We start from the raw sequence: 23,347 nt of genomic DNA, 5'->3' as shown, positions 1-23,347 counted from the left end.
GACTAATGTTAAGACTAGATCTTCAATTTTTCGCTTCTAAAAAAGGTGTAGGTTCTACAAAAAACGGTCGTGATTCTATCGCGAAACGTCTTGGTGCTAAACGTGCAGACGGTCAATTCGTAACTGGCGGATCTATCCTTTATCGTCAACGTGGAACGAAAATTTATCCAGGTGAAAACGTAGGTCGCGGTGGCGACGATACACTTTTTGCTAAAGTTGATGGCGTTGTACGTTTTGAACGTATGGGCCGTGACAAGAAAAAAGTTAGTGTTTATCCTGTAGCTAAAGAAGCATAAGTATTTAATAAAAAAACTCTAACCCGTTAGGTTAGAGTTTTTTTATGCGAATAAAGATAATGTCCACAAGAAACTACGAATTTTATCCTCAAGAAAATCGTATGTATCTCTTTCAACGTATATTTACACTTGGATTTTCCGATAATTTCAAGGCTAACCCTATCAATATATGTTATACTAATGAACAAAATGGGTAGTGAAATAAAAAGGTTTTAATAAGGGGTAAAATAAGATGAAAGAACAGGATATCGTAAATCTACTTCGTCATTCTCGACATGACTGGTTAAATAAAATTCAGCTAATTAAAGGATATTTGTCGTTTGGTAAGTTAGAGCGCGTAAATGAAATTATAGAGGAAATTGTGAGACAATCAGAAAATGAATCGAAATTGTCAAATTTACCATTACCTCAATTTTCCGCACTATTATTAACGTACAATTGGAACACTAATCCAGTAGTATTAAGTTATGAAGTTTTGGGGACAGGAAAAGCAATAAATGTGGATGATGTAGTCTTTACGAAGTGGTTGAGTCAGTTTTTGCAAAAGCTGAATGCTTCGGTATCAACTATCGACGAACATCAATTATTTCTTCAAATTATACTAGATGAGGAACAACTGCGATTGGCTGTCCGTTTTAATGGAATACTAGTACATACGGAATCCATTTTAGATTTTTTAAATAAGCAAATGGCAGGAATATATTTATCAGCACCTACCATTAGCAAGGAAGAAATCGACTTTGAATTACATTTTTAAACTATTTTTGTTATTGGCAATGTAAACATCAAATTTACGGATGCAAAATAACAATCGATGCTAGAATTAGGAAGGAGAATGCAGACTTTATGTTTGTTGATCGCGTTAAGATATACGTTAAAGGTGGAGACGGAGGCAATGGTATGGTTGCTTTCCGTAGGGAAAAGTTTGTACCAATGGGTGGACCAGCCGGTGGTGATGGTGGTAAAGGTGCAGATGTTGTATTTGAAGTGGATGAAGGCTTGCGGACATTAATGGACTTCCGCTATCAACGGCATTTCAAAGCACCAAAAGGTGAGCACGGAATGTCTAAAAATCAACACGGTAGAAACGCTAAAGATTTTATCGTGAAAGTTCCACCGGGTACAGTTGTTAAAGATGAGGAAACTGGTGAAGTAGTAGCAGACTTAGTAAGACATGGCGAGCGTGCTGTTATTGCAAAAGGTGGTAGAGGTGGCCGTGGGAATAGTCGTTTTGCAACACCTAGAAATCCTGCGCCAGAGTTATCTGAGAAAGGGGAGCCAGGGCAGGAACGAAATATCATTTTAGAGCTTAAGCTATTAGCGGATGTTGGTTTGGTTGGTTTCCCAAGTGTAGGGAAATCGACACTATTATCTATCGTTTCTTCTGCAAAGCCTAAAATTGCTGAATACCATTTCACGACCATTGTTCCAAATTTAGGAATGGTACAAACAGAAGATCAAAGAAGCTTTGTCATTGCAGATTTACCTGGATTAATTGAAGGTGCTCATCAAGGAGCAGGACTTGGACTTCAATTTTTACGACATATTGAGAGGACAAGGGTAATCATTCATGTAATTGACATGGGAGCTGTAGAAGGTCGCGACCCTTATCAGGATTTTCTTACGATTAATGAAGAATTGAAGCAATACAATATGCGTTTAACGGAACGTCCGGTCGTTATTGCAGCAAATAAAATGGATATGCCTGAGGCAGAAGAAAATTTACAAAAGTTCAAGGAACAATTGAAAGAAGATATTCAAATTTTCCCGATTTCTGCTATAACAAAAGAAGGCATAAGAGAGTTATTATTTGCAGTGGCTGACTTACTAGAAACGACACCTGAGTTTCCTTTAACTCACGAGGATGAAGACGAAGATGTCATCAATCGTGTACTTTATAAACATGAAAGTGAAGTAGAAGACTTTACTATTACCCGGGATTCAGATGGTGCATTTGTTTTAAGTGGATATAAAATTGAGCGACTGTTCAAAATGACTGATTTTAGTCGTGAAGAATCCATTCGTAAATTCTCTAGACAGTTACGGGGAATGGGAGTCGACGAAGCATTAAGAGAACGTGGTGCCAAAGATGGCGATATTGTTCGGTTATTAGAATTTGAATTTGAATTTGTAGAATAATAATTTTGCACATCATTCTTTTGAATGGTGTGTTTTTTTATAGCCTTTGTATTGCAGATAAAAAGATGAAAAGGACAAATTCGATTCTACATATTTATGAAATGTTTATCATAAGTTTTTACGAAGATGATTAGCACTTTACCCATTCTTTCATACAATAAATACGACTTAAGTTTAGGAGGGAAGAAGAGTGAAGATCCATATTGTTCAAAAAGGCGATACGCTGTGGAAAATTGCACAAAAATATGGTGTGGATTTTGAACAGCTAAAAAGCATGAATACACAGCTTTCCAATCCAGATATGATCATGCCTGGAATGAAAATTAAAGTTCCTTCTAGTAGCGGAACCGTTAAAAAGGAAATGCCTACGTATAAGAAAGAATTTCCTGTAAAAGAGATGCCCATACAAAAAGAGAAACCATTAGTGGATCATCCTTTTGCACAGGAGAAACCAATTACACTTCCAGCACAAAAAGAAGCACCGAAAGTACAAAAACCGAAGGAAATCATTAAGGAAGTGCCTAAGCCAATCTTTATACCAAAAGCCCCACAACCAGTGATTCCTGAAATTGATATTAATAATTATTATATGTTAAACATGGCAAATATGAATGTTCAACAGCAACCACAGGTAGCACCTGAGAAAGAAAAACCACTAAAACCGACCTACCAAATGCCTACTTTCGAGGAAGAGTCCGAGGATATGCCGGAAGCTCCAAAGCAACCAGTCGTTCAACCAGAAGCAGTTGCTCCACCAATGTATCCTTGTCAACCTTGTGTTCCGATGACTCCAGTATTACCTGGATCTGGAATTCCATGTTGGCCGATACAAGCTGTACCCTTTACCCAGCCAATGTTTACCCAACCGATGATGCAACAGCCATTTATGCAAATGCCAGCAGTAGATCAATCTATAATGCCGATGGATTCTCAATATATGAATCCAACCGAAGGAATGAATTCACAGCAATCCTTTATGCAGCAACCAAATTCTTTTTCGACCCCGTTTGATCCACAATGGGAGGATGATATGTCACCAGATGATTCAAATGTATTTAATAGCCAAATGCCATTAACACCTGTTCAAGGAGTTAATGATATGTCAATGGGATATCCTGCACCAACATTTCCAATGATGCAGCCAAATATGGTTTTCCCAGGATTTATGCAAAATGATGATTGTGGATGTGGAGGTTCTTCATTTCCTCCTGTACCATATGCATTACCAAGCAATCCATCAGCTTTCCCAACAGGCATGCAACCGATGATGCCTGGAAGCGGGGCATTTCCAGGCTTGTTTCCGACCGCACAACAACCATCCGGACTAATGGATGAGCAAGCAGGTATGGATTCATCCATTGAAGATAACGATGGTTTTGCGCAAGACATGGGAATGCCAATGGTACCAGGAACTCAAGGCTGGCAAGTGCCAAGCTATGGTGGAATGGGGATGGACCCTGATGGTCAACCTTGGCAAGGAGGAGACTTTGGAGAAATGCCGATAGCACAAGAAGCTCAAGGCTGGCAAGAAGGAGACTTTGGAGGAATGCCAATGGCACCGGGAGCTCAAGGCTGGCAGACACCAGGCTTCGGAGGAATGCCAATGGCACCAGGAGCTCAAGGCTGGCAGACACCAGAGTTCGGAGGAATGCCAATGGCACCAGGAGCTCAAGGTTGGCAGACACTAGGCTTCGGAGGAATGCCAGTGGCACCAGGAGCTCAAGGCTGGCAGACACCAGAGTTCGGAGGAATGCCAATGGCACCAGGAGCTCAAGGCTGGCAGACACCAGAGTTCGGAGGAATGCCAATGGCACCAGGAGCTCAAGGCTGGCAGACACCAGACTTTGGAGGAATGCCAATGGCACCAGGAGCTCAAGGCTGGCAGACACCAGACTTTGGAGGAATGCCAATGGCACCAGGAGCTCAAGGCTGGCAGACACCAGGCTTTGGAGGAATGCCTTATGGATATGGAATGAGTCCAGATATGTTTGGTCAAATGCAAGGTAATTTTGGCATGCAACAACCAAGATTGGACGATGAAAGTAGTGACGATTAATCATAAAAATAATAGGGACGGTCAACAGGATCGTCTCTTTTCTCTTTTGGAAAATATTATGCATGTTACACAATTAATTCCGATTAACGCACGCGTGTATTATTTGAAAGCAGCTGGAAAATCCCCGATGATTGTCAAACAATTTCCTTCCACCCAGCAGTTTCAAAGACAAAAGCTTTTAACGGACCATTTAAAAAAATTCTCCTTTCCTACGTATCAGTTTTTAACCGATAGTGATACATTGCTTCAAAGTTTAGGAGAGTATTTTGCAATCATTTCTTACATAGAACCGTCGATTAGGAAGTTTTCATTTCGATCAGAAACGGATCGGTTATCAGGGATTTTTCTATTAAATCAATTTCATCGGATTACTACGTCATTATCAATATCAGAAAAGCTATTGTTTCCACCATTTGATCAAGAAATGAAATGGAACATAAGACTCCAGCAATTTAAGGAACATCTTCCATTATTCAATCATTTGTTACGTCGTGAGCTGCTTGATAATTATTTAACTATAGCTAATTGGTCACTTGAAGAAATGGAGAGATATAGTAAACATTTGCTACACGAGGACAATGTCATCATTCACGGCGATTGTGCAAATCATAATTTTATTCGAGACAATCGCGGGAAATTATATTTGATTGATTTTGATTTATGTGCACGTGCACTGCCAATTATTGATGATCTACAATATGTAATGCGGATTCTCCCATTTGTAAATTGGAATATTTCCAGCATATTCTCCATTGCGCCATTAAAAAAATATGAAAGGCATCCTTGGTTTTTGGCGGCTCTCGCTTTTCCTAGTGATGTATTTCGAGAGATAAATCGCGTCCTGTCCAATGCTTCTATTGCGGTCGATTACAAGCTTCACTATATAAGGAAATTACTAGTGGAACAATATGAGAGAATTCTTTATGTTTATCATCAGATTAACTTTTTCCTAAAAAAATTATAAGTTAAAGGATATTTTGTTTCGTTGCCGAACAAAATATCTTTTTTTATAAAATTTTTATAGAATTGGTTATTATCGCTAACACATGGTAAAAATACTAATAGTGAAGAGAAATATTTAATTAAAGGGTGAGCAGAATGAATATGAAAATACGACTAGTATTGATGACCCTTCTTTTATTCGCGGCTATCTTGGATTTGTTTTTTTTTAATCCATTAGGCGACCCACACACTTTTGCCAAAAGCGATGCGGACAGTAATCAAGTGAGCGAACAACAATTGACTGTTGTCTTACAAATAGCCTATTTAGATGGAGAAGTACAGGAAGAAATCATAACAGAGAATATTTATGCAATGGATGAGCTTTGGAAGCAATATAAGGATTGGAAACTAGTAGATATAAATGCTGATCATGTTGTATTAAAAAAATATGTAGATGATATTTCTCCATTATTGAAAGCGAATGGATATTTTGGATTAACGGAAAATGGAACATTATCGATTTTTAATGGGAAACCGGAAGAAATGCAGATTATTCATACGTTTTTTCAGTTAGATATGGAAAAGCTAGAAAGCACGAAACAAGATCAATTGAAAACAGGGATACCAGTTCGTACAAAAAACGATTTCCAAAAGGTATTAAATGCTTTCAAACCATATAGCCGTACAACCAATCAATAAGTCATTCGGTTGTGCGGTGTTTTTTTATGTACGAGTACATTAGAAAAATTTCATAATAAATAGAAAAAATTCTAATTGCAGTAATATTGGTCAGAAGTTCTCCTAGAAGAACATTATATGGTAAAATGATAAACAGTACTAATTTAGGGAGAGAGAGAATTGTACGAATACATCGTAGGAACGATTAAATATATTAGTCCACAATATATTGTGATTGAAAATAATAGTATTGGCTACCAACTATTAACTCCAAATCCATATGCATTTTCGATGGATGGTAAAGAGCTGAAAGTATATACATATTTTCATATTCGGGAAGATGCACATACATTGTATGGATTTGTCACGAGAGAAGAAAAGCAATTTTTCACCAAATTATTAAATGTATCGGGCATTGGTCCAAAAGGTGCATTGGCGATTTTAGCAGCTGGTGAGCCGCAAAAGATTGCTCAAGCAATTGAACAGGAAAATGAAAACTTTTTAACGAAATTTCCTGGTGTAGGAAAAAAGACAGCAAGACAAATTATTTTAGATTTAAAAGGCAAATTACAAGATTTCCTTGGAGAAACTGGAGAAGATTTGCCAGTGGATATGGTAACATTAGCTGAAAATATTGAGGTAACTGAAGCGTTGTTAGCGCTCGAAGCATTAGGTTATTCTCAAAAGGAAATTAATAGAGTTGCGCCATTGTTAGAAAAAGAAAAATTAACGACAGACCAATATATTAAACTGGCGTTGAAAAAATTAACGTCATTGTAAAAATGGGGGATGTAAATGTCTGAGCGAATAATATCGGAAGAAGCAAATTTTGAAGATTTGTCATTGGAACAACACCTGCGTCCCCATTCCTTTAATCAATATATCGGTCAAGATAAAGTAAAAGAAAACTTGAAAATCTTTATTGAAGCAGCAAAAATGAGACAAGAAACGTTAGATCATGTCCTTTTATATGGACCGCCAGGACTTGGGAAAACGACATTAGCAGCCATTATTGCAGCGGAAATGGGTGGAAACCTACGAACGACCTCTGGACCAGCGATCGAGCGGCCAGGAGATTTAGCTGCAATATTAACGGCAATAGAGCCAGGGGATGTATTATTTATTGATGAAGTTCATCGTCTTCCACGCTCCATTGAAGAAGTCCTATACCCTGCAATGGAGGACTTTTGCTTAGATATTGTAATAGGAAAAGGACCAAGTGCTCGATCGATTCGCTTGGACCTCCCACCTTTTACATTAGTAGGGGCAACTACAAGAGCTGGAGCACTTTCTGCACCTTTACGAGATCGCTTTGGTGTGCTTAGTCGTCTAGAGTATTATACTCCGGAGCAATTGAAAGAAATCGTACTGCGAACGGCAGCTATTTTGGATTCAGAAATAGATAGTCGGGCAGCAGAAGAAATTGCATCCCGTTCTCGGGGGACTCCGAGAATTGCCAATCGATTGCTACGTAGAGTCCGTGATTTTGCCCAAGTAAAAGCAGATGGAATTATTTCGCATTCCCTTACGAACGAAGCACTTGATTTATTACAGGTAGACCGTTTAGGATTAGATCATATTGATCATAAATTATTAAAAGGTATTATCGAGAAATTTAAAGGTGGTCCAGTAGGACTGGAAACTATTGCTGCATCGATTGGGGAAGAAGCTGGAACGATAGAAGATGTGTATGAACCATATTTATTACAAATTGGATTTTTACAACGTACTCCTCGGGGAAGAATCGTAACACCACTTGTTTATGAACATTTTCATATGGAGGTTCCGAAAAAGTGATAGGTATCGGAAAAGCGTTAATGGTAATTGGTGGTATCATCTTTGTTGTAGGATTGCTTATGCAGTTTGTGAAAATTGGAAAATTACCCGGTGATTTTATTTTTCAAAAGGGTAATACAACCTTTTATTTTCCAATGATGACATCTATTATTATTAGTATTGTATTATCCTTATTATTTTTTATTATTAACAGATTTAAATAAGAAGATGGTGACTAAAATGAAAGTAGAAGATTTTGATTATTATTTACCAGAAGAATTAATTGCACAAACGCCACTTGAAAATCGTTCAAGTAGTAGATTGATGGTATTAAATAAACAATCTGGTGACATTGAGCATCGGACATTTGTTGATGTAATTAATTATTTGAATCCAGGCGATTGCCTAGTATTAAATGATACGAAAGTTTTACCAGCCCGTTTATTTGGAGAAAAAGAAGATACTGGTGCCCATGTAGAAGTGTTACTTTTAAAGCAATTAGAAGGGGATCGCTGGGAAACATTGGTGAAACCAGCAAAGCGTGTGAAGGAAGGAACCGTTGTTCACTTTGGTGATGGCAAGCTGAAGGCTACATGTGTAGATTCATTAGAATACGGTGGACGCATCTTTGAGTTTTCCTATGAAGGAATATTTTATGAGGTGCTGGAAAGCTTAGGAGAAATGCCACTTCCACCATATATTAAAGAGCGTTTAGATGATCAGGACCGTTATCAAACGGTATATGCAAAAGAACGTGGGTCTGCAGCTGCCCCAACAGCTGGCTTGCATTTTACTAAAGAGCTGTTAGAGCAAATTGCTGCAAAAGGTGTCCATATCGCCTTTATTACCCTTCATGTTGGCCTTGGTACTTTCCGTCCAGTAAGTGTTGATAATTTGGAAGAACATGAAATGCACTCCGAATTTTATCAAATGAACGCAGAAACGGCGAATTTATTAAATGAAGTGAAGCAAAAGGGAAATCGAATTATTTCGGTTGGGACAACCTCCACGAGAACATTAGAAACGATTGCGACAAGAAATGATGGAAAATTCGTAGCAGAAAATGGTTGGACGAATATTTTTATTTACCCAGGTTATGAATTTCGCGCAATTGATGGATTGATCACGAATTTCCATCTACCGAAGTCAACACTTGTCATGTTAGTAAGTGCACTAGCTGGTAGAGATCATATTTTACATGCATATGAAACTGCAGTAAAAGAAAAATATCGATTCTTCAGCTTTGGTGATGCGATGCTAATTATCTAAACCATTTTTGTATAATAAAGTGGTACATACGATTATGGGGGCATTAGCCGTAGATCTATACTTTTCGTGTTTCTGCGCGATCTACACTATTCCCCCGAAAAATGAAATCTATCGTAGCCCAGTACTAGTGTAATACCTGAAAATATGAAACTACAGAAGAAGGGAGTAGCAACTTTGACTGCTATTCGTTATGAACTAATAAAAACTTGTAAACAAACTGGAGCGAGACTTGGGATTCTACATACTCCGCACGGATCATATGAAACCCCAATGTTCATGCCGGTCGGTACACTTGCTACCGTAAAAACGATGTCCCCTGAAGAATTAAAGGAAATGGGTGCAGGTGTTATTTTAAGTAATACGTATCATTTATGGCTAAGACCTGGTCATGAGATCGTAAAAGAAGCAGGCGGACTACATAAATTCATGAACTGGGATCAAGCAATTCTAACAGATTCTGGTGGTTTCCAAGTCTTTAGTTTAAGTCAATTCCGCAAAATAGAAGAAGAAGGCGTTCATTTCCGTAACCATTTAAATGGCGATAAAATGTTCTTATCACCAGAAAAGGCAATGGAAATCCAAAACGCCTTAGGATCAGATATTATGATGGCATTTGATGAATGTCCGCCATATCCTGCGGAATATGAATATATGAAAAAATCAGTAGAGAGAACATCTCGTTGGGCGGAACGTTGTTTGAAGGCCCATCAACGTCCAGAAGATCAAGGATTATTTGGGATAGTCCAAGGTGGGGAATATGAGGACCTGCGCAAATTAAGTGCAAAGGACCTTGTGGCGCTTGATTTACCGGGATATGCTGTCGGTGGTCTATCGGTTGGCGAACCGAAGCACATTATGAATAAAGTATTAGAATATACTACACCACTATTGCCAGCAAATAAACCACGTTATTTAATGGGAGTAGGGTCTCCTGACTCCTTAATCGATGGTGCTATCCGTGGGATCGATATGTTTGACTGTGTACTACCAACACGAATTGCAAGAAATGGTACAGTAATGACAAGTCAGGGTCGGTTAGTTGTGAAAAATGCGAAGTATGCAAGAGATTTCCGTCCATTGGATGAGAATTGTGATTGTTATGCATGTAAAAATTATACACGTGCATATATTCGCCATCTTATTCGTACTGACGAAATTTTCGGATATCGACTTACTACTTATCATAATCTATATTTTCTGTTACAATTAATGGAGCAAGTCCGTCAAGCGATTCGTGAGGATCGTTTAGGTGACTTCCGCGAAGAATTTTTCGAACAATATGGCTTCAATGAGCCAAATGCGAAAAACTTTTAATATGAAAATGTAATTGTTCAAAAAAGGGGCAGTAGGTAATCAAGCAATTGACTTATGATAGGTCTCCTTTTTGAAAATTTAATATTACATAAAGAAAGGAGGGAAATTATGAGTCCAGGTGTACAAAGTATTATTATGCTTGTATTGATGTTTGCAATCTTTTACTTCCTTTTGATTAGACCGCAACAAAAGAGACAGAAATCTGTTCAACAAATGCAGTCAAGTCTTGAAAAAGGTGATAAAGTTGTTACTATCGGTGGCCTTCACGGATTTATCGATGCAATTGATGAAGGTACTGTAGTTATTCGATGTGGTGATGGTAGTAAACTTACATACGAACGAAGTGCTATTCGTGATGTTGTAGAAAAAGCTGCAAAATAATCCATAAAATAATAAACCCTGACCAACCACGGTCAGGGTTTATTTATGAAATTTGCACAAAATTTATGCGGTTCTATTTCGATTTCCACCACTTAAATTTACCCCTAAAATTCCACCGAAAATAGCTGTCACATTAAAACAAATATAAAAGATTACTTGCTCCATGGAAAATAACTGATCAAGACCTAAATATTGGAATAAGAAGTTTATCAATGTATAACTAATACCGGTTAACCCTCCAAGTAACCAACCTTTTTCTTTTCCTCTCCCGCCAGCAACAAATCCGCCAATGAATAATGAAATAAAGGATATGATGGTTATGATTAAACTAAGCTGATCCTCGTGTAAAGAAGTAAAGGTTAATAATAAGGAGAAAATTAAACTAAAAACTGCTGCAACTACATAAATGACACCTAAACCAACTAATATAGAACTTCCTAATTTTCTTGTTTCCAAAATCTCTCCCCCTAGCGTTTCCATTCCTATTCATAAAATTATTTATTTCAGTACAAGCATATTCGGACATTCCTATATTTAGAATGAATTTTTTTAAATAATAATTGGAAAATTAATAAGATGAACGAGTGTCATGTTTAAGGGGGAAAATTATTAGGTTAATTATGTAGCAAGAAGGTAAGGCATGAGTCAAATAAATAAATTGCATAGAAGGTAGCGACAGATAGCATCAATTATTCAGCTGTAAAATGAACTTTCTAAAGAAATTAATACGAGTACACTAAGGAGAGATTTGAGTGGAAGCCTATAGTATTATTACAGTAAGAACCATTATCGTTTATCTAATAATCGTCATTATTTTTCGAATCATGGGGAAGCGGGAAATTGGAGAATTGGGAATCCTTGACTTAGTTGTGTTTGTTATGCTGGCAGAAATGGCCGTAATGTCGATTGATCATTATGAAGCTTCCTTTATTAAAGCACTTTATCCAATGCTTGTGTTATTTATCGTTCAAATTGTCTTTGCCTTTATTTCCTTAAAAAGTCGAAGGTTTCGTAAAATCGTCGATGGAGAGCCAACAATCATAATTAACAATGGAAAAATTAATGAGAGGGAAATGAAAAAACAACGATATAACTATGATGATTTACTCATGCAATTACGTGAAAAGGACATTCGAAATATAGCAGATGTGGAATATGCATTATTAGAACCAACAGGAAAATTATCGGTTTTTAAAAAAGAAACGAGTGGGAAATCACGTGGCTACACGATTCCGATGATATTAGATGGAATTATCCAAGAGGATAATTTAGCTCTACTTCATAAGACGGAGCAATGGTTACAGGAGGAGCTGCAAAAGAAAGGTTATTTTAATATAGAGGATATTTCGTTTTGTAGTTATGAAAACGGGCAATTTTATATTGATCTAAAGGACGGTAAAAAAAGCGAAACGAAACGGCAATAAAGATTGTTCGTCAAATGTTGATAGGCTCAGTAATCCAACTGAGCCTTATTTGGATATATTAACGCTATTTATTTTGGCGGTGAAAGAAATGCAAACATTTTACGTATGTCACCTATTCGCATTACTTTTAGTAGAAATAAAAGAATAGTATATACGATTACCATTACAACAGTGGTCGCTAATACTGCCAGTACCATTGTCATCTCATCTAGAAAATATGGATATAAATATGTTCCAAACCAACCAGTGAAAATCGTTAAACTAAAAATTTTTACATAAAAACGAGTATAAAAAGTAAGTGGAATGACTTTTAATACGGTTGCATAGTGAAGGAATGTCACGAGCACGAATCCAACGATCATTCCTAATGCTACCCCATTAATTCCAAAGCTAGGTTGGGTAGCAAGTAAAAATATTGTTGCTAATTTCACTACGGCACCAATAAAGCTATTTATCATTGCTGCTTTTGCTAAATCCAATGCTTGCAGTGCGGCTTGAAGTGGTGATTGTAAATACGAAAAAATAATAAATGGTGCCATTATTTTAATGAAAATTGCTCCATTAGTGGAATTATACATTAGCTGCATTAATGGTTCTGCAAGTACATAAAGAACGATTAAAGCAATTGCCCCAGTAATCACACAAAATTTCATTGCTTGCTGAATTCTCTTCTCTACTAATGCATAGTTTTTAAGCGAATGTGCCTCACTAATGGCAGGAACTAATGATGTACTGAGCGCATTTGTTACAAATGATGGCAAAAACAATAGCGGCATCGCAAAACCAGTTAAGGAACCGTACTGTTTTGTCGCCATAACCGTTGTTATCCCAGCGATGGCAAGTGATTGGGTTACAACAATTGGTTCGAAAAACCATGAAACAGAGCCAATCATTCTACTTCCGGTCGTCGGCACCGCAATTCGCATTAAATCTTGGAAAATACTCTTCCCCTTGGCCAATCCTTTAAAAAAGTTTTTGCGTAAAGGAAATGCTTTTTTTAGTTTAAACATCGTTAATAAATACAATAAGGAAATAAATTCTCCGCCAATTGTGGCAACCATTACTGCTGCTGCTGCAATATGAATCCCATATGGTAAAAATATTCTTGTTAATATGGCAATTAATAGAATGCGGACAGATTGCTCGATAATTTGTGAGATCGCAGCTGGCTTCATATTTTGTTTTCCTTGAAAATATCCTCTCAATACCGAAGAAACTGCTATAATAGGTATAACGGGTGCAATGGCAATTAATGGATACATTGTTCTAGAATCGGTAAAAAATGCTTCTGCAATATAAGGGGCTCCAAAAAATAATGCAGGTGTAAAAAGAATCGAAAGTGACAAAGTTGTTAACAAAGAGATGACAAGGATTTTTTTCACCTTTGCTGTATTTCCGACTGCCTCTGCTTCTGCAACGCGTTTCGATATTGCTACCGGTAAACCGAATTGAGTTAAGGTTACAGCTAATATAAAGGTTGGATATGCCATCATATATAGGCCAACACCTTCTTCGCCGATAAATCTCGCGATGGCAATTCGATTAATAAAACCTAATATTCGAGTAACTAGTCCGGCAGTTAAAAGGATAATAATTCCTTTTAAAAACTTTGACATTTGCTTCCCTGCCTTCTCAAATGGATTTTTTTTTTATACAATAATATATATGCAAATACTTGGACAAACCATGACAAGTTTTTTAAGGAGGACTGAACTTGGATACCCATCCATATGACCACTTCCTAGAGGAAGTTAAAGAGGTTTTACGTAGTAAGCTAGAAGAATTTAAACTGTTTGATTACGATCAAGTAACAGAAGAAGAGCTGTGGAATTTTTTAATGAAAAAGAAATGGAGAAAACCGAAAGAGGACATTCATATTTATGAAATTGTAAAAGATATTTTTTCTTTAAAGGTTAGTGATTTCATTGCCTTTGCTCAAGTAGAGCATTTACGGATGGACGACATCTTTTCTGAAGCAGGAGCATTAGAACTAAAAGAATTATTGAAAAAATAGTTCAAATATTATATAGTAAGCACGTTACATAAACGAAATTATTGCATTAATAAAAATTATTTAACCCTCATACAGTTGAAGCTACCGATATATTTGTGATTCAAGTTAAACGATTGTAAATCATCTTATGAGTGTTCTCTTAAGGGGGATTTTTTAATGGTAAAACGCAGTAGAATTGTCGCTTTCTTTCTCATTATCGTACTATTTGCTAGTTTAATCGGAACAACTACTGATTCAATTGTACACCGAATTAAATTAGGACTGGATTTACAAGGTGGGTTTGAGGTTTTATATGATGTACAACCAGTAAATAAGGGCGACAAAATAACAGACGATACTTTAGCAAGTACTGCTGAAGCATTGGATCGAAGAATTAATACGCTAGGTGTAAGTGAACCGAGAATTGATATTGAAGAAGGAAATCGTATTCGTGTTCAGCTTGCAGGAATTGAAGATCAAGAGCAAGCAAGAGAAATGTTATCAACTACAGCTGTTCTTTCCTTCCGGGATGCCAATGATAATAAATTATTGGACGGAACGGATTTAGTCGAAGGTGGAGCAAAGCAGTCATATGATCAAAACGGTAAACCGAATGTTACACTGAAGTTAAAGGATGCGTCTACTTTTGCTGAAGCGACTAGCAAAGTATTGACACAAGATAATCCTGTCATGGTTATTTGGTTAGACTTTGAAGAGGGTGTCGATTCCTATGCGGAAGAAAGCAAGAAGGAAAATCCGAAATATATTTCCGCACCAGGTGTTAGCAAAGTAATTAATAGCTCAGATGTTGAAATATCAGGTAATTTTACTCCAGAGGAAGCACAGGATTTAGCGAACCTATTAAATGCAGGGGCACTTCCAGTTGAACTGAAAGAGGTATACTCCACATCTGTCGGTGCACAATTTGGTGCAGATGCATTACAAACAACTGTTACTGCAGGTATTATTGGGGTATTAGCAGTATTTCTATTTTTACTAATCTTCTATCGTTTACCAGGATTTGTAGCAGTCGTTACATTATCCATTTACATTTTCTTAATTTTAGCTGTATACGACGGCTTAAATGCAGTATTAACGTTACCAGGAATTGCAGCGCTATTGCTCGGTATCGGGATGGCTGTCGATGCGAATATTATTACATATGAGCGGATTAAAGAAGAATTACGAGTAGGAAGGTCACTTCAAGCAGCATTTAAAGAAGGAAATAAATCATCCTTTATTACGATACTAGATGCCAATTTAACGACGATGATAGCTGCTGTCGTACTATTCTTCTTAGGGACAAGCTCTGTCAAAGGCTTTGCGACGATGTTGATTGTCAGTGTTCTTGTCAGCTTCATCACGGCAGTTTATGCTTCAAGATTGTTCTTACAGTTACTAGTGAAGAGTAACAAGTTTAATGATAAGCTTTCCTGGTTTGGTGTGAAGAAAGATGAAGTGAAACATATTCGGGAAGGCTATGATACATTAGATCTTACTACGAAGTTTGATAAAGTAGATTTTGTTAAACATAAAAATAAATTCTTTGCTCTATCTGCAGTGCTCATCGTTGTAGGATTGATTCTTATTGCGATTTTCCGTTTGAACTTAGCAATTGATTTTTCCAGTGGAACGCGACTTGAAATTATGGCAGAGCAATCTTTAACAGTTCAAGAAGTTAGTGACGAATTACAGAAATTTAATATTGAAACCGAAGATATAGTTGTATCTGGGGATAATGATGAACGGGCAGTAGCACGCTTCAAGGATGTCCTTGATCAAGATGAAGTAAATGAAATGAAAGTTTATTTCCATGAAACATATGGCAGTGATCCAAATATAAGTGTAGTTACTCCAACAGTTGGTAAGGAATTAGTGAAAAATGCAATTTATGCATTAGCGATTGCCTCTGTAGGAATTATCCTTTATGTATCGTTGCGATTTGAAATGCGAATGGCGGTAGCGGCAATCATTGCGCTTCTCCATGATGTATTTTTCATGATTGCGATTTTCAGTATTACGAGATTTGAAGTAGATTTGAATTTTGTTGCAGCAATCCTTACGATTATCGGTTATTCGGTAAATGATACGATTGTCACCTTTGACCGAATTCGTGATCATATGAAACGGAAGAAACGTATTAAAGAATATAGTGAATTAGTCGAGATTGTTAACAAGAGCTTACGTCAAGTATTTACAAGATCGATTAATACAGCATTAACGACACTACTTCCAGTGCTGTTCCTATTGTTAATGGGAAGTGAAGCGATTTGGAACTTCTCCTTTGCAATGACGATTGGACTAATCATTGGAGTATATTCTTCCCTTTATATTGCAGCACAGCTGTGGCTAATTTGGAAGGGTAAGGAATTAAAGAAAAAAGGTGTACTAACTACTTATAAAGAAAAGAAAAAATATAATACAGATGATGCAGTATTATAAAAAAACTTGCCAAGCATTGCTTGGCAAGTTTTTTTGTGACGATTATAAGAAAATCAATATTTGTCATTGATTCCAAACACACTCTCTAATATAATAGTTAGGTTGAGAGGTGAGGGTAAATATGTTACAAGCTCGTACACGCTGGTCTGTTCAAGCAGCAGATCAATCGAAAGTAGACGAATTGATTAATGAATTACAATTAGCACCTCTTGTAGCAACCCTTCTTATAAATCGCGGAATTGATACGCCAGCGAAAGCTAGTGAATTTTTATTTCCAACAGTGGACTTCTATGATCCATTCATATTGAAGGATATGGATCGGTGTGTAAATAGAATAAATGAAGCAATTGAAAAGAACGAACGAATTGTTGTTTATGGAGATTATGACGCGGATGGGGTTAGCAGTACAGTTGTTTTATTAAAAGCTTTACAAGAGCTTGGTGCTACTTCCGTAAATTTTTATATTCCAAACCGTTTTACAGAAGGCTATGGACCAAACGAAAAGGCATTTCGACACCTAAAAAATGAAGGCTATGATTTAATCATTACCGTAGATAATGGAATATCTGCAATACATGAAGCACAAGTTGCCAAGGAAATTGGTATTGATTTGATTGTTACTGATCATCATGAGCCAGGGCCGGTATTGCCTGAAGCAATTGCAGTAATTCATCCGAATCGCAAAGATTCAACGTATCCATTTAAAGAACTGGCTGGAGTAGGTGTAGCATTTAAAGTAGCAACAGCGCTGTTAGGAAAACCCCCTGAGCATTTATTACCTTATGCTGCTATTGGAACGATTGCAGATCTTGTTTCCCTTCATGACGAAAATCGCTTAATAGCCAAAAAAGGCTTATCCCATTTACGAAAAACAAATGAAATTGGATTGCTTGCATTAATGAAATTGGTAGGTATTAAGCAAACGGAAATTAATGAAGAAACGATTGGCTTCACACTAGCTCCAAGAATTAATGCACCAGGAAGATTAGATAGCGCGAGTACTGTCGTTGAGCTGTTTATGACAGAGAATCGTGAACTGGCTGAACAGCTAGCAGATGAAATTAATGAAATTAATACGGAAAGACAAGAAATTGTTAATGAAATGACAAATAAAGCAATGGAAATGGTGGCTGCCTCCCAAGCAGAAAATAATCATTCTGTGATAATTGTCGGGAATGAAGGTTGGCACCCAGGTGTAATTGGTATTGTCGCTTCCCGATTAGTGGAAAAATTTTATCGTCCGGTATTTGTATTTTCTTATGACCGTGATAAAGGACTAGCAAAGGGCTCTGCAAGAAGTATCCCAGGTTTTAATTTATATGAAAATTTATATGATTGTAAGGATCTTCTACCCCATTTTGGTGGACATAAAATGGCGGCAGGCTTGACATTGAATTTGGATGAGGTGGAGGAATTACATAGTCGCCTCAATCAACTAGCGAATGAACAATTGACGGAAGAAGATTTTATCCCCGTTACAGAGTTGGATGGTATATTCACCCTTGAGGAGACAACTCTCGAAGCAATTGAACAGATGCAATTACTAGCACCGTTTGGTATGCATAATCCGAAACCAAAGGTGTTAATCAAAGACGTCCAGCTTCCCCAACTGAAAAAGGTAGGAGGCGACCAAAAGCATTTGAAGGTTACATTATCCGATGGAGTACATCAATTAGATGGCATTGCGTTTGATATGGGTTCCTATGCGGATCATCTCTCCCCGGTAGCTAATGCTTCGATTATTGGTGAATTAGGAATCAATGAGTGGAATAATACTCGTAAGCCGCAAATCTTCTTAAAAGATATATCGGTTTCAGAATGGCAATTATTTGACTATCGTGGGAATAAAAAGCTACAACAATGGATAAACAAATTACCAAACGAGAATTGTAAATTCATTATTTTTCAAGAGGATAGTTATGATAAATTTCCAGAGGTTGATGAGCTAATCTTCATCGATTCTGATGAGACAGCAAAAAATTGCCATTTAGATGGTATGCATGTCGTTATTTTGGACATGCCACCGAATCGGCACCGAATCGAGTGTTTATTAACCGATAAAAGCATCGCAAGAATTTATGCGCACTTTTATCAGCATGATACACAGTTTTTCCGGACAATCCCTACCCGAGATCATTTCAAATGGTTTTTCGCATTTCTACTTAAAAAGGGTGTCTTTGATATTAATCGCTATGGTAATGATTTAGCCAACTATCGTGGCTGGTCAAAAAACACCATTCATTTTATGACAAAAGTGTTTTTTGAATTAGATTTTGTTACAATAAATAATGGCATTATTTCTGTAGTGGAAAAAGCGAAGAAACGAGATTTGACGGAATCTAAAACCTATCAAGAAAGAATAGAAATGATTCAATTAGAAAAGGAACTGCTTTATTCTTCATATGATCAATTAAAAAAATGGTTGTCGCATTGTATGCAGAAGGAAAACCATGAGGAGGCTAAAGTTTTATGGACTTAAATAAATATATTGGAATTGTTGAGGATTGGCCGAAACCAGGAATTGAATTTAAAGATATTACACCATTAATGAATGATGGTGCAGCATTTAAGTATGCTACAGAGCAAATTGTAGAATATGCAAAAGAAAAATCCATTGATATTGTAGTAGGACCAGAAGCACGCGGATTTATTATTGGTTGTCCAGTTGCTTATGCATTAGGTGTTGGTTTTGCACCTGTTCGTAAAGAAGGGAAATTACCAAGAGAAACTATTAAAGTAGAATACGATTTAGAATATGGTCAAGATGCATTAACAATCCATAAGGATGCCATTAAACCTGGTCAACGTGTATTAATTATTGATGACCTTTTAGCGACAGGTGGAACTATTGGTGCGACCATCAGTCTTGTAGAACAGCTTGGTGGAGTTGTTGCAGGAGCTGCATTCTTAATTGAATTATCGTATTTAAATGGTCGTGAAAAATTAAAAGGATACGATATTCGCGCATTGTTACAATATTAATTTTGGAGTTATTTAACCGTTTTTACTGTACTTGTTTTTTGAAAGAGTGATTATACCCAATATGGCTTGGCAAATGCCAAGCTATTCCTTTATTCAAGAGAGAAATTGGAATTATTATGCAATTATAGATTTTTTTATTATATATTGATTGTTTATGCTTTACATCTGATATAATTTTATAAATAATTAATTTCATATACATGAAGTGATTCATATAATGATATGATAATTTTTCAAAATAATGTCTTTTTTAAAGATATTTTTCCTATAGATATTGATGCTTTATTGTAAAGGTGATTAAATGAGTACCGATCAAATATTAACGGTAGATGAATGTTTTGACAAAATAAAAATGTATTTAAATGAAGAACATGTAGCGATAGTAAAAAAGGCTTATGAATTTGCTGAAGCAGCTCATCGAAATCAATTTCGGAAATCGGGGGAACCGTATATTATTCACCCAATCCAAGTTGCAGGTATTTTAGCAGATTTACGTATGGACCCTTCTACACTTGCAGCAGGTTTTCTTCATGATGTAGTAGAAGATACTGATGTGACATTAGCGCAATTAGAAGAAGTATTTAATCCAGAAATTGCGATGCTAGTTGACGGTGTGACTAAATTAGGAAAAATTAAATATAAATCCCATGAAGAACAGCAGGCGGAAAACCATCGGAAAATGTTTGTCGCAATGGCAAAGGATATGCGGGTAATATTAATTAAGTTATCCGATCGTTTGCATAATATGCGGACATTAAAGCATCTTCCAGAAGAAAAGCAGCGGAGAATTGCAAATGAAACGCTAGAGATATTTGCACCATTAGCACATAGACTAGGTATTTCAAAAATTAAATGGGAATTAGAAGATACCGCGCTACGTTATTTAAACCCACAGCAATATTACCGAATCGTTAATTTAATGAAACGGAAGCGGGCAGAACGTGAACAATATTTAAATGATGTAATAAACGAGATTAAGCATCGTTTAGGTGATGTATCGATCCAAGCAGATATTACTGGTCGACCAAAGCATATATACAGTATTTATCGTAAAATGGTATTTCAGAACAAGCAATTTAATGAAATATACGACCTATTAGCGATTCGCGTAATGGTAAATAGCATTAAAGATTGTTATGCTGTACTCGGTATTGTCCATACAGCCTGGAAACCAATGCCTGGAAGATTCAAAGATTATATTGCAATGCCGAAACAGAATTTGTATCAATCATTGCATACAACGGTAATTGGACCAAAAGGTGACCCACTAGAGGTGCAAATTCGGACGATAGAAATGCATCAAATAGCCGAATACGGGATTGCAGCCCACTGGGCATATAAAGAAGGTAAAAAAATTAATAATGGCGATGCCTTTGAAAAGAAATTAACATGGTTTCGAGAAATACTAGAGTTCCAAAATGATTCCGACAATGCGGAAGAATTTATGCAATCATTAAAGGTCGATTTATTCTCTGATATGGTGTATGTGTTTACACCGAAGGGAGATGTAATTGAACTTCCATCTGGGTCAGTACCAATTGATTTTGCCTATCGCATTCACTCGGAAATTGGTAACAAAACAATTGGTGCGAAAGTAAATGGAAAAATGGTTCCCCTTGATTACGAATTGAATACAGGAGATATTATTGAAATATTAACCTCTAAGCATTCTTATGGCCCAAGTCGTGATTGGATCAAATTGGCACAAACCTCACAAGCAAAAAATAAAATTAAACAATTTTTCAAAAAGCAACTAAAAGAAGAAAATGTGATTAAAGGAAAAGAGCTTGTTGAAAAAGAAGTTCGTAATTTAGAATTTGATTTAAAAGAAATAATGACCGCTGAAAATTTGAAACGTGTTGCCGAAAAGTTTAATTTCATGAATGAAGAGGATATGTATGCAGCGGTAGGCTATAATGGGATTACTGCGATACAGGTTGCCAATCGGTTAACGGAGAAATTACGTAAGAAAAAAGAACAAGAGGATCCAAGCATTTTAAAAGAAATAGCGGAAATGCGACCAGTCGATGCCTCTAAACGTAGGGATTCAGGGGTACGGGTAAAAGGAATCGATAATTTGTTAATTCGTCTTTCCAAGTGCTGCAGTCCAATTCCTGGCGATGAAATTGTAGGCTACATTACAAAAGGTCGTGGCGTATCTGTTCATCGTGCAGACTGTCCAAATATCCATGCGGATGATGTAAAGGACCGTTTAATTCCAGTGGAATGGGAAGGTTACTCGAGCTCACGTAAAGAATATAATGTTGATTTAGAAATCAATGGATATGATCGTAGTGGATTGTTAAATGAAGTATTACAGGCAGTTAATGAAACAAAGACGAATATTACAGCTGTATCTGCACAATCTGATCGTAATAAAATGGCAACGATATTAATGTCTATCTCTATTCATAATGTGGCACATTTGCATAAGGTAGTAGAGCGTATTAAACAAATATCAGATATTTATGCCGTTCGTCGGGTCATGAGCTGAGGAGGACAAAGATGCGAGTAGTATTACAACGTGCGAAAAATGCAAAAGTAGTCGTAGAAGAGGCAATCGTCGGGAAAATTGATAATGGTTTTCTCCTTCTAGTTGGTGTCACTCATACGGATACGGTAGCTGATGTCGACTACTTAGTAGAAAAAATTGTCCACTTGCGAGTATTTGAAGATGAAGCAGGAAAAATGAATCAATCGTTAATCGATGTAGCTGGACAAATATTATCCGTTTCGCAATTCACGCTTTACGGAGATACACGTAAAGGAAGACGACCAAATTTTATGGATGCAGCTAAGCCTGAGCAAGCGAATCAACTGTATCAATTATTTAACGAAAAGCTTCGAGAAAAAAATATTCAAGTTGAAACAGGAATTTTTGGTGCCATGATGGATGTATCATTTACAAACGACGGACCTGTTACGTTACTATTAGATAGCAAAACAAAATAATTTATGTGGAAAAACTAGTGAGAATCAATTGTTTCTTGATCTCTCACTAGTTTTTTTGTTTGAATAAGGACGTTTCACGTATGTGGTGAAAAATAATTAATGACATGAAATATTTTCTCCATTATGGAAAAGCTATAGAAAGAATGAAAAACCAACAACGAGTATTAATTTTCCGAAAGGGAATTTTCTATCAAAGGTAAAAGAATGAAAAATTTATATTTGAAAGGATGAAGGCTGTGCGTTCCAGTGATAAACATGAATTATCAAACCTTTCAGGAAATGATGTATTGGGTGTTGATTTCCATGATTTCCTAGTAAAACAAACAAATTCCACTACTTATGAATTAGCATCCGAATTTGGCATTTCTTTAGGAGATGTACAAAAGCTAAAAAAACAAATTCAACGCAATTAGATTCCCCTTGACATTTTTCGTGTGGTTTCGTATGATTATTGAATCATATACAAATACGAATAATTGATCCAATGAAGGAGAAAAGTATTTCCGCCCCAAATGGCTAGAGAGGGAATGTCCTAGGCTGCAAACATTCCTCCATGATGACGAAAAGAAAGACACTCCCTAGGATAATTTTAGAACAATGATTAAAAAGATATCGATTTCTCGTTTAAGGAATGACGATAACACTTTTGGATCATTTAGTATAGAATTTACGTAAACAGGCGTTAACTGTTTGAGAGGAAGAC

The 23,347-nt window shown here is 36.6% G+C and carries 22 protein-coding genes and 1 other annotated feature (1 of these 23 cut by a window edge); of the genes, 20 read left to right on the top strand and 2 right to left on the bottom strand.

From position 1 onward, the window contains the following. Positions 1-5: 5 nt before the first annotated feature. The 12 genes from rpmA (at position 6) to yajC (ending at position 10,851) form a co-directional block, all read left to right on the top strand. Positions 6-296, top strand: coding sequence for a 50S ribosomal protein L27 (gene rpmA / locus OEV98_RS10550; protein WP_055739138.1), 291 nt, complete (start codon positions 6-8; stop codon positions 294-296). 232 nt (positions 297-528) lie between these two features. Continuing rightward, positions 529-1,053, top strand: a complete 525-nt coding sequence (locus OEV98_RS10545; RefSeq protein WP_263073236.1) for a sporulation initiation phosphotransferase B — start codon at positions 529-531, stop codon at positions 1,051-1,053. Between the two features lie 89 nt (positions 1,054-1,142). Then, on the top strand, positions 1,143-2,435 hold the full coding sequence (obgE, locus tag OEV98_RS10540; RefSeq protein ID WP_263073235.1) for a GTPase ObgE: 1,293 nt from the start codon (positions 1,143-1,145) through the stop codon (positions 2,433-2,435). Positions 2,436-2,625: 190 nt separating this feature from the next. Next, positions 2,626-4,491, top strand: a complete 1,866-nt coding sequence (gene safA, locus OEV98_RS17785) for a SafA/ExsA family spore coat assembly protein (protein WP_317633804.1) — start codon at positions 2,626-2,628, stop codon at positions 4,489-4,491. Next, entirely contained in the window at positions 4,481-5,455 is a 975-nt protein-coding gene (locus OEV98_RS10530) for an aminoglycoside phosphotransferase family protein (protein ID WP_263073234.1), read from the top strand. The genes safA and OEV98_RS10530 overlap by 11 nt, the downstream gene beginning before the upstream one ends. 134 nt (positions 5,456-5,589) lie before the next feature. Then, positions 5,590-6,132 (top strand): intercompartmental signaling factor BofC, encoded by a 543-nt coding sequence (locus tag OEV98_RS10525; protein WP_263073233.1) that lies wholly within the window; start codon positions 5,590-5,592, stop codon positions 6,130-6,132. A 159-nt stretch (positions 6,133-6,291) separates the two neighbouring features. Then, the gene (ruvA, locus tag OEV98_RS10520) at positions 6,292-6,891 is read left to right on the top strand and encodes a Holliday junction branch migration protein RuvA (protein WP_263073232.1); all 600 of its coding nucleotides are present in this window, start codon (positions 6,292-6,294) and stop codon (positions 6,889-6,891) included. Between the two features lie 15 nt (positions 6,892-6,906). Further along, the gene (ruvB, locus tag OEV98_RS10515) at positions 6,907-7,908 is read left to right on the top strand and encodes a Holliday junction branch migration DNA helicase RuvB (RefSeq protein WP_263073231.1); all 1,002 of its coding nucleotides are present in this window, start codon (positions 6,907-6,909) and stop codon (positions 7,906-7,908) included. Next, positions 7,905-8,111 carry a DUF2905 domain-containing protein gene (locus OEV98_RS10510; protein WP_263073230.1) on the top strand — a complete coding sequence of 69 codons (207 nt, stop codon included), beginning with the start codon at positions 7,905-7,907 and terminating at the stop codon, positions 8,109-8,111. The genes ruvB and OEV98_RS10510 overlap by 4 nt, the downstream gene beginning before the upstream one ends. Before the next feature lie 16 nt (positions 8,112-8,127). Beyond that, positions 8,128-9,156: a tRNA preQ1(34) S-adenosylmethionine ribosyltransferase-isomerase QueA gene (gene queA, locus OEV98_RS10505; protein ID WP_263073229.1), complete on the top strand. Its 1,029-nt coding sequence runs from the start codon at positions 8,128-8,130 to the stop codon at positions 9,154-9,156. 174 nt (positions 9,157-9,330) lie between these two features. After that, on the top strand, positions 9,331-10,470 hold the full coding sequence (tgt, locus tag OEV98_RS10500; RefSeq protein WP_263073228.1) for a tRNA guanosine(34) transglycosylase Tgt: 1,140 nt from the start codon (positions 9,331-9,333) through the stop codon (positions 10,468-10,470). A gap of 108 nt (positions 10,471-10,578) precedes the next feature. Next, on the top strand, positions 10,579-10,851 hold the full coding sequence (yajC, locus tag OEV98_RS10495; protein WP_263073227.1) for a preprotein translocase subunit YajC: 273 nt from the start codon (positions 10,579-10,581) through the stop codon (positions 10,849-10,851). Between the two features lie 63 nt (positions 10,852-10,914). Here yajC and OEV98_RS10490 read toward each other — a convergent pair whose 3' ends face one another. Further along, the gene (locus OEV98_RS10490; protein ID WP_263073226.1) at positions 10,915-11,307 is read right to left on the bottom strand and encodes a TIGR04086 family membrane protein; all 393 of its coding nucleotides are present in this window, start codon (positions 11,305-11,307) and stop codon (positions 10,915-10,917) included. 296 nt (positions 11,308-11,603) lie between these two features. Between OEV98_RS10490 and OEV98_RS10485 the strand changes: the two genes are divergently transcribed. Beyond that, complete coding sequence (locus OEV98_RS10485) at positions 11,604-12,275, top strand: DUF421 domain-containing protein (protein ID WP_263073225.1); 672 nt, start codon at positions 11,604-11,606, stop codon at positions 12,273-12,275. A gap of 68 nt (positions 12,276-12,343) precedes the next feature. On the opposite strand, the gene spoVB is transcribed toward OEV98_RS10485, so the two are convergent. Continuing rightward, positions 12,344-13,891: a stage V sporulation protein B gene (gene spoVB / locus OEV98_RS10480; protein WP_263073223.1), complete on the bottom strand. Its 1,548-nt coding sequence runs from the start codon at positions 13,889-13,891 to the stop codon at positions 12,344-12,346. A 98-nt stretch (positions 13,892-13,989) separates the two neighbouring features. Between spoVB and OEV98_RS10475 the strand changes: the two genes are divergently transcribed. From OEV98_RS10475 to OEV98_RS10445, 7 genes are all read left to right on the top strand, one after another. Beyond that, on the top strand, positions 13,990-14,289 hold the full coding sequence (locus OEV98_RS10475) for a post-transcriptional regulator (RefSeq protein ID WP_263073222.1): 300 nt from the start codon (positions 13,990-13,992) through the stop codon (positions 14,287-14,289). A 156-nt stretch (positions 14,290-14,445) separates the two neighbouring features. Further along, on the top strand, positions 14,446-16,710 hold the full coding sequence (secDF, locus tag OEV98_RS10470) for a protein translocase subunit SecDF (protein WP_263073221.1): 2,265 nt from the start codon (positions 14,446-14,448) through the stop codon (positions 16,708-16,710). A 121-nt stretch (positions 16,711-16,831) separates the two neighbouring features. Beyond that, on the top strand, positions 16,832-19,189 hold the full coding sequence (gene recJ, locus OEV98_RS10465) for a single-stranded-DNA-specific exonuclease RecJ (protein WP_263073220.1): 2,358 nt from the start codon (positions 16,832-16,834) through the stop codon (positions 19,187-19,189). Then, positions 19,180-19,692 carry an adenine phosphoribosyltransferase gene (locus tag OEV98_RS10460; RefSeq protein WP_263073219.1) on the top strand — a complete coding sequence of 171 codons (513 nt, stop codon included), beginning with the start codon at positions 19,180-19,182 and terminating at the stop codon, positions 19,690-19,692. Before recJ ends, OEV98_RS10460 begins: the two co-directional genes overlap by 10 nt. Before the next feature lie 301 nt (positions 19,693-19,993). Beyond that, complete coding sequence (locus OEV98_RS10455) at positions 19,994-22,186, top strand: RelA/SpoT family protein (protein WP_263073218.1); 2,193 nt, start codon at positions 19,994-19,996, stop codon at positions 22,184-22,186. 11 nt (positions 22,187-22,197) lie between these two features. Beyond that, positions 22,198-22,644, top strand: coding sequence for a D-aminoacyl-tRNA deacylase (gene dtd / locus OEV98_RS10450; protein WP_263073217.1), 447 nt, complete (start codon positions 22,198-22,200; stop codon positions 22,642-22,644). Positions 22,645-22,880: 236 nt separating this feature from the next. After that, positions 22,881-23,057, top strand: coding sequence for a hypothetical protein (locus OEV98_RS10445; RefSeq protein WP_263073216.1), 177 nt, complete (start codon positions 22,881-22,883; stop codon positions 23,055-23,057). Between the two features lie 62 nt (positions 23,058-23,119). Then, positions 23,120-23,347: a binding site (T-box leader), on the top strand (it continues 77 nt past the right edge of the window).

The organism is Perspicuibacillus lycopersici, assembly GCF_025660475.1.
In the GTDB taxonomy this organism is placed as follows: Bacteria; Bacillota; Bacilli; order Bacillales; family Caldibacillaceae; genus Perspicuibacillus; species Perspicuibacillus lycopersici.
Note: the sequence above shows the minus strand (reverse complement) of the source record. Positions and strands in the feature narration are given on the sequence as shown.

Bases quoted from the DNA above. Each gene is read 5' to 3' on its own strand.
- rpmA (WP_055739138.1), top strand. From the start codon at position 6: ATGTTAAGACTAGATCTTCAATTTTTCGCTTCTAAAAAAGGTGTAGGT.
- OEV98_RS10545 (WP_263073236.1), top strand. From the start codon at position 529: ATGAAAGAACAGGATATCGTAAATCTACTTCGTCATTCTCGACATGAC.
- obgE (WP_263073235.1), top strand. From the start codon at position 1,143: ATGTTTGTTGATCGCGTTAAGATATACGTTAAAGGTGGAGACGGAGGC.
- OEV98_RS10525 (WP_263073233.1), top strand. From the start codon at position 5,590: ATGAATATGAAAATACGACTAGTATTGATGACCCTTCTTTTATTCGCG.
- ruvB (WP_263073231.1), top strand. From the start codon at position 6,907: ATGTCTGAGCGAATAATATCGGAAGAAGCAAATTTTGAAGATTTGTCA.
- queA (WP_263073229.1), top strand. From the start codon at position 8,128: ATGAAAGTAGAAGATTTTGATTATTATTTACCAGAAGAATTAATTGCA.
- yajC (WP_263073227.1), top strand. From the start codon at position 10,579: ATGAGTCCAGGTGTACAAAGTATTATTATGCTTGTATTGATGTTTGCA.
- spoVB (WP_263073223.1), bottom strand. From the start codon at position 13,891: ATGTCAAAGTTTTTAAAAGGAATTATTATCCTTTTAACTGCCGGACTA.
- secDF (WP_263073221.1), top strand. From the start codon at position 14,446: ATGGTAAAACGCAGTAGAATTGTCGCTTTCTTTCTCATTATCGTACTA.
- recJ (WP_263073220.1), top strand. From the start codon at position 16,832: ATGTTACAAGCTCGTACACGCTGGTCTGTTCAAGCAGCAGATCAATCG.
- OEV98_RS10460 (WP_263073219.1), top strand. From the start codon at position 19,180: ATGGACTTAAATAAATATATTGGAATTGTTGAGGATTGGCCGAAACCA.
- OEV98_RS10455 (WP_263073218.1), top strand. From the start codon at position 19,994: ATGAGTACCGATCAAATATTAACGGTAGATGAATGTTTTGACAAAATA.
- dtd (WP_263073217.1), top strand. From the start codon at position 22,198: ATGCGAGTAGTATTACAACGTGCGAAAAATGCAAAAGTAGTCGTAGAA.